We start from the raw sequence: 4,393 nt of genomic DNA, 5'->3' as shown, positions 1-4,393 counted from the left end.
CAGTGTACGGATGAGCGGATCAATATGGTGACTCCTGCGCTCTTTGCCGCCTATCCTTCGCCCCTGGAGATGTCCCGAGCGTCTGAGGAGGAGATCTTTACCTACATCCGGAGCGTCACCTATCCCAATAGCAAGGCCCGCTACCTCAAGCAGTCCGCTGAGTCGATCGTACAGGACTATGGTGGGACTGTCCCCGAGACACTGAAGGAGCTGATGAGTCTCCAGGGAGTGGGGCGCAAGACCGCCAATGTCTATCTCTCCGTCATCATCGGAGAGCCAAGGATAGGTGTCGACACCCACGTCTACCGCGTCTCCAGACGCATAGGGCTGGTCCCTCAGACAGCCAATAACGTCCTCAAGGTGGAGGAGTCTCTCATGCGCCGCATCCCGAGGAAGTACTGGAATCGAATCCACCACTGGCTCATCCTCCATGGTCGCCAGATCTGCTTTGCGCGCAATCCCCACTGCCTCACCTGTCCGATCTCCGACTACTGCCGATACTACGCACGCCGATATGGCGCCAGCGGTATAGAGAAAAAATAGCCAATCCCCCTTATCACACTCTCCTCATGGCACGTAACACACCTATCATCCCTTACATCCCCGTCCTAGATGCTCTGGATCTCACCTCGAATGAAGTACTGATGGAGGAGCAGGCACTGCGGTTGCCCATCATGACCAATAACTGGCCGGACCAGTATGAGTATATACCGGTGAGTGCGGTCAGTGTCGCCTATACGGACACAGGTATCTACCTCAGATTCTTCAGCCAGGGGCGCGGTCTCAGAGCCACGATATCAGAGGATGGTGATCGTGTGCACCTCGATAGTTGCGTGGAGGCCTTCCTACGTCTGCCGGGTGATGAGAAGTACTATAATTTTGAATTCAATTGCATCGGCGCATGCGATGCTTCGCATAGAAAGAGCCGCGAGGAGAGCGACCCTCTATCCCCCGCAGACTACCAGGAGATCAGACGAGCTGCAAGTGAGCGAAGAGACACTCTCTTCGAGCAGCGACAGGGGATCCAGAGCTTCTGGGTATCGGTAAAGATAAGCTGGCGCATATTTGGGCTCCTCCGTACGACAGAGATCCCAGATCACATCGAGGGAAACTTCTACAAGTGTGGGGATGAAACTGTGATGCCGCACTTCGCATCATGGCAGCCAATCGAGAGTCCAAAGCCTGATTTTCATCGTCCGGAGTCCTTTGTGCGACTGGATCTGGCGAAGCGCAGCTGACAGATCGGCTTGGTGTGTGATGACTAAGCATACCCCCCCCCCGAGTCGACCGTCACCATCTGTGAGTCTCTGACGTCTGATATGCCTCAGGATTGTGTCCCGAGGTCGTCTGAATCGAGGTGGCGAGATATTCCCGGATTTTTATTACCGGTATTAGTTTTGACTATTACCCCTAGTAGTGTCGACAAATACCGGTAATAAATCGAACTAATACCGATACTCGTATTTGCTCCATAGAAAAAGGCTGTGCAACCTCTCTGTAGGTTACACAGCCTTTCCTGTAAAGTCGGTATCGGACTTACTCCTTACTTGTCTCGGTCGTAGACATTGCCGCCATAGCAGTCGACAGCAACGATCACGGGGAGTTCCTCGACACGGAGCTTACGGATGGCTTCCGTCCCCAGCTCATCGAAGGCGATCACCTCAGCCTCCTTGACACATAGAGACATCAGGGCTGCTGCGCCACCAATAGCAGCGAAGTAGACCCCGCAGTGGTCCTTCAGACTATTGATGACGGCCTGATTGCGGGCTCCCTTGCCGATCATGGCTCTCAGACCATGCTCCACAAGGGTAGGGGTGTAGGCATCCATGCGTCCCGCTGTGGTAGGTCCGACCGAACCGATCGGCTCACCGGGCTTGGCAGGAGCCGGACCAGCGTAGTATACGATCTGTCCCTCGAAGTCAAAGGGCATCTCCTCACCACGCTTGAGCATCTCGCAGAGACGCTTATGTGCAGCATCACGAGCGGTGTAGATGGTCCCGGTAATGTAGACCATCTCCCCTGCGTGGAGCGTCTTGATGATCTCGTCGGTCAGGGGTGCCGAGATGATACGCTTCTCTGTATCACTTGTATGCATAATAAGTCGTGCGTTTCTTACTTGGTCGAATGATTGGATCAGAGGCTACCCTCGGAGTGACGGGTGGCGTGGCAGCTGATATTGACCGCCACAGGAAGTCCGGCGATGTGTGTCGGACCGGCCTCCACGTGGACGTCAAGGGTCGTCGTGTCACCTCCCATCCCGGCAGGACCGATGCCGAGGGCATTGATCCGGCTGAGGAGCTCCTCCTCGATAGCAGCGAGGTGGGGCTTGGGGTTGCGATCGCCTACGGGGCGGAGTAGGGCGCGCTTAGCGTAGAGTGCGCTCTCCTCGAAGTTTCCACCGATACCTACTCCGACGATGGTGGGGGGGCAGGGGTTGGGGCCGGCGTGCTTGACCACCTCCATGACGTAGTCCTTGACTCCCTCCTCACCATCGCTGGGCTGGAGCATACGGAGGTCGCTCTTATTCTCACTGCCGAAGCCCTTGGGGCTGACGGTGATCTCGATCTTGTCGCCCGGGACGATGTCGTAGTGGATGATGGCAGGGGTGTTGTCCCCGGTATTCTCTCGCAGGATCGGGTCATTGACCACAGACTTGCGGAGGTATCCTCTCTGGTAGCCATCACGCACACCGGCATTGATCGCATCGGTGAGGTTGCCCCCCACGACATGGACCTCTTGCCCGAGGCGGACGAAGACTACCGTCATACCGGTGTCCTGGCACATGGGCTTCTCCTTGTCGTGAGCGATGTCGGCATTCTTGACCAAGGTCTTGAGGATACCACGACCGAGGGGAGAGCTCTCCCGCTCGCTAGCATCCTTGAGCGCGTTGTAGATGTCGGGTGATAGATTATAGCAGGCATCGATACAGAGTCGGGAAACCAGCTCGGTGATGTCCTGCGCTTTTATTTCTCTCATATGTTGATATATCTAAGTTTAAGAGACTCCTAAGAAGTATCTGGCGTTGCGGTTATTGAGATTCTCCTTCTCCTCCTCCGTCGCTCCCAGCAGACCTACCAGGCACCAGGCATCGTATCGTCCGTCGTAGATGAGTGAGTGGTGGAGAGAGAAGTCCTCGATCTCTCCGGTGGACCGGACATGGATACGGGGACCCTCACAGGGGAGTATCCTCTCTCCGACCTTGATGTGGTCCTCATCGATATAGCTTATCGGGAGGTCTGCCTTGATGAGATCCAGTATCCTCTGCTCGAGACGGCATAGATCCTCTCTGGAGAGATTGGGATCCTCATTGAACTTCAAGACATATCCCTTCGCAATATCAGCGGAGTAGAAGTGATCCTCATGGAGGTTAAAGAGCTCTGCAAGGGCGAGCGTCGTCACCTCCTCAGCGGAGTGAGCCATCTTGCGGTAGATTAGCGAGGACTCCACCATCCGGGAGAGCGTGTGGGGCTCGGGGCCAAAGATGGAGGGTCTCGTGATGATGATCTGCTCGCCGATCGCTATCAGCAGGTCGGCATTGCGCCCGAGGGCGTCGGTGAGCAGGTCGAAGTGCTCGATGACAAGCCGCTTCCTAGCAGCCAAGGCTTGATTGACGAAGTCGACGATCTCATACATCTGGGTGAATGCGAGCTGAAACCGCATGTCCAGGTGGAAGGTGGTCGCAGAGTGTAGGTCGGCGAATCCGCCACGGAATTGCATGATCTTCCGCGTGAGGATCGCATCGTCATCATTGGAGAGCTCGAGACCGGGGAACATCCCGTGGATGAGGGAGGACTTACCGGAGCCGGCAGCGCCTATGATGCCGATCAGTCGATCGGTGAAGCTGAGATGAAGCTGGCTGATCCGCTCGCCAAGCTGTAATAAACGCTCACGCCCACGCGGGGCGAAGTACTGGGTCTCTACCCAGGACTCCTGCACTCGCTTGGGCGTGGCGTGAAGTCTTACGCTATTGGTGCTCTCGTCAAGCATCAAAAGTGAAGTGGACCAGAGGGGCGTGCTGCTGCGCGCCGTAGACGTCTACCTCACCAAGGGCACCGCTAGGGATCGGGCGCTTAATCGTCACCTTGACCGCCTTAGCCGGATCAAAATAGATCACATTGAAGACGTCTTCCTCCTTGATGCCATAGAGCTTGGAGAAGGACTCAGCTGTGATCGGCTTGTGCTCCTTGAAGAAATTGTAGTCGTCAAACGTCTTGAAGATAACGTCAAACGTCAGCTCGTACGGACCGGAGTTCTTACTCCGGATCACGTCTGCCATGTCGATAAGCTTATATGTTTTCATCTCTTTCTCTTAATCAAAGTCACTGCATTTGCCGTCCTTGACATCATGGAAGGTGACAGGGAAGTACTGCTTCGGATCATCTACCTGCATCAG

The 4,393-nt window shown here is 55.5% G+C and carries 6 protein-coding genes; 2 read left to right on the top strand and 4 right to left on the bottom strand.

Annotated features, from left to right (window positions below):
* On the top strand, positions 1–543 hold a 543-nt coding region (nth, locus tag Q0F21_RS05715), incomplete at its 5' end, for an endonuclease III (protein ID WP_297238199.1).
* 26 nt (positions 544–569) lie between these two features.
* Entirely contained in the window at positions 570–1,238 is a 669-nt protein-coding gene (locus Q0F21_RS05710) for a carbohydrate-binding family 9-like protein (protein ID WP_297238197.1), read from the top strand.
* 305 nt (positions 1,239–1,543) lie between these two features.
* On the opposite strand, the gene Q0F21_RS05705 is transcribed toward Q0F21_RS05710, so the two are convergent.
* The 4 genes from Q0F21_RS05705 to Q0F21_RS05690 are packed head-to-tail and all read right to left on the bottom strand — an operon-like array spanning position 1,544 to position 4,300.
* On the bottom strand, positions 1,544–2,095 hold the full coding sequence (locus tag Q0F21_RS05705) for a Fe-S-containing hydro-lyase (protein WP_297238195.1): 552 nt from the start codon (positions 2,093–2,095) through the stop codon (positions 1,544–1,546).
* Positions 2,096–2,133: 38 nt separating this feature from the next.
* The gene (locus Q0F21_RS05700) at positions 2,134–2,976 is read right to left on the bottom strand and encodes a fumarate hydratase (protein WP_070464618.1); all 843 of its coding nucleotides are present in this window, start codon (positions 2,974–2,976) and stop codon (positions 2,134–2,136) included.
* An 18-nt stretch (positions 2,977–2,994) separates the two neighbouring features.
* Entirely contained in the window at positions 2,995–3,987 is a 993-nt protein-coding gene (locus Q0F21_RS05695) for a hypothetical protein (protein WP_018106349.1), read from the bottom strand.
* Positions 3,980–4,300: a DUF4387 domain-containing protein gene (locus tag Q0F21_RS05690; RefSeq protein WP_018106350.1), complete on the bottom strand. Its 321-nt coding sequence runs from the start codon at positions 4,298–4,300 to the stop codon at positions 3,980–3,982. The genes Q0F21_RS05695 and Q0F21_RS05690 overlap by 8 nt, the downstream gene beginning before the upstream one ends.
* Between the last annotated feature and the right edge of the window lie 93 nt (positions 4,301–4,393).

This window comes from uncultured Porphyromonas sp. (genome assembly GCF_934359325.1).
Taxonomy (GTDB): Bacteria; Bacteroidota; Bacteroidia; order Bacteroidales; family Porphyromonadaceae; genus Porphyromonas_A.
The sequence above is the reverse complement of the archived record's forward strand: the minus strand, read 5'-3'. Positions and strand labels throughout refer to the sequence as shown.

Excerpts from the sequence above, each read along its gene's own strand:
- Q0F21_RS05705 (WP_297238195.1), bottom strand. The coding sequence starts at position 2,095 with ATGCATACAAGTGATACAGAGAAGCGTATCATCTCGGCACCCCTGACC.
- Q0F21_RS05695 (WP_018106349.1), bottom strand. The coding sequence starts at position 3,987 with ATGCTTGACGAGAGCACCAATAGCGTAAGACTTCACGCCACGCCCAAG.
- Q0F21_RS05700 (WP_070464618.1), bottom strand. The coding sequence starts at position 2,976 with ATGAGAGAAATAAAAGCGCAGGACATCACCGAGCTGGTTTCCCGACTC.
- Q0F21_RS05690 (WP_018106350.1), bottom strand. The coding sequence starts at position 4,300 with ATGAAAACATATAAGCTTATCGACATGGCAGACGTGATCCGGAGTAAG.
- Q0F21_RS05710 (WP_297238197.1), top strand. The coding sequence starts at position 570 with ATGGCACGTAACACACCTATCATCCCTTACATCCCCGTCCTAGATGCT.